We start from the raw sequence: 1,366 nt of genomic DNA on the forward strand, positions 1-1,366 counted from the left end.
TAAGATCGACCGCGACCATGATCGGCGAAATCGACATCTTCGGCGTATTCGTGCCGGCCCCGCTCGTGCTGATGCTGATCGCCTACCTGATCAACATCGTCGTGCGCGCCGTACTCGAGCGCGTCGGCTTCTACCGCCTCGTCTGGCACCGTTCGATCTTCGACCTCGGCATCTACGTATTCGTGTTTGCCGCCGTCGTGATCGTTTCCCACCATCTCGTGGCTACCTAACGTGAAAAAAACCTGGCTCTCGGCAGGGCAAATCCTGCTCACCCTGATCGTCGTCGTCGTGGCCGCCATCGTGCTGTGGCGCATCGTCAACTACTACATGTTCTCGCCGTGGACCCGCGACGGTCACGTGCGCGCCGACGTGATCCAGGTGGCGCCGGACGTGGCGGGCCTCATCACGTCGGTGCAGGTCGCCGACAACCAGGAGGTCAAGCGCGGCCAGGTGCTGTTCGTGATCGACCAGGCCCGCTACACGCTCGCGGAACGGCTCGCCGAAGCCACGCTCGCGCAGCGCCGCGCGACGCTCGCGCAGGCGAAGCGCGAATACGCGCGCAACCTGCAGCTCGGCAACCTGGTCGCGAGCGAGCAGGTCGAGGAAAGCCGCACGCGCGTCGAACAGGGCGAAGCCGCCGTCGCCGATGCGCAGGTGTCGCTCGACACCGCGAAGCTGAACCTGCAACGCACGACGATCGTCAGTCCCGTAGACGGCTACCTGAACGACCGCGCACCGCGCGTCGGCGAATACGTACCGGCCGGCCGCGCGCTGCTGTCGGTCGTCGATCGCAATTCGTTCCGCGTCGACGGCTATTTCGAGGAAACCAAGCTGCGCGGCATCCACATCGGCCAGCCGGTCGACATCATCGTGATGGGCGAACCGCGTGCGCTGCGCGGCCACGTGCAGAGCATCGTCGCCGCGATCGAGGATCGCGACCGCACGCAGGGCGCGAACCTGCTGCCGAACGTGAACCCGGCATTCAGCTGGGTGCGGCTCGCGCAGCGCGTGCCGGTGCGCGTGGTGCTCGACGAAGTACCCGACGATTTCCGGATGATAGCGGGCCGTACCGCGACCGTGTCGATGCGCGACGCCGATACGCGCCGTAAGGACAATGCGAAGCCGGCAGCGGGTGCTTCGGCGGCAGCCGCCGGCACTGCGTCGGTGGTCACGCCGGTATCGACGGCTTCCGGCGCCGCCGCCAGCGCAGCAGGAGCATCGCAATGAAGCGGCACGGTCTGCGCCTCGCCGCGACGCTCGCGCCGCTTGCGCTCGCACTCGGCGCGTGCAAGTCCGTCGGCCCCGATTACACGCTGCCGCAGCAGGCGTACGTGAATGCGCCGCTCGCGAACCATGCGCTCGACGA

The 1,366-nt window shown here is 67.1% G+C and carries 2 protein-coding genes; both read left to right on the plus strand.

Annotated elements, in window-relative coordinates; genetic code table 11:
* The first annotated feature begins 17 nt into the window (after positions 1 to 17).
* Positions 18 to 230, plus strand: coding sequence for a DUF1656 domain-containing protein (locus G3N93_RS39765; protein ID WP_011350409.1), 213 nt, complete (start codon positions 18 to 20; stop codon positions 228 to 230).
* A gap of 1 nt (position 231) precedes the next feature.
* Complete coding sequence (locus tag G3N93_RS39770) at positions 232 to 1,227, plus strand: HlyD family secretion protein (protein ID WP_206135498.1); 996 nt, start codon at positions 232 to 234, stop codon at positions 1,225 to 1,227.
* Positions 1,228 to 1,366 lie beyond the last annotated feature (139 nt).

This window comes from Burkholderia sp. Se-20378, assembly GCF_017104665.1.
Lineage (GTDB): Bacteria > Pseudomonadota > Gammaproteobacteria > Burkholderiales > Burkholderiaceae > Burkholderia > Burkholderia lata.

Bases quoted from the DNA above. Each gene is read 5' to 3' on its own strand.
- G3N93_RS39765 (WP_011350409.1), top strand. From the start codon at position 18: ATGATCGGCGAAATCGACATCTTCGGCGTATTCGTGCCGGCCCCGCTC.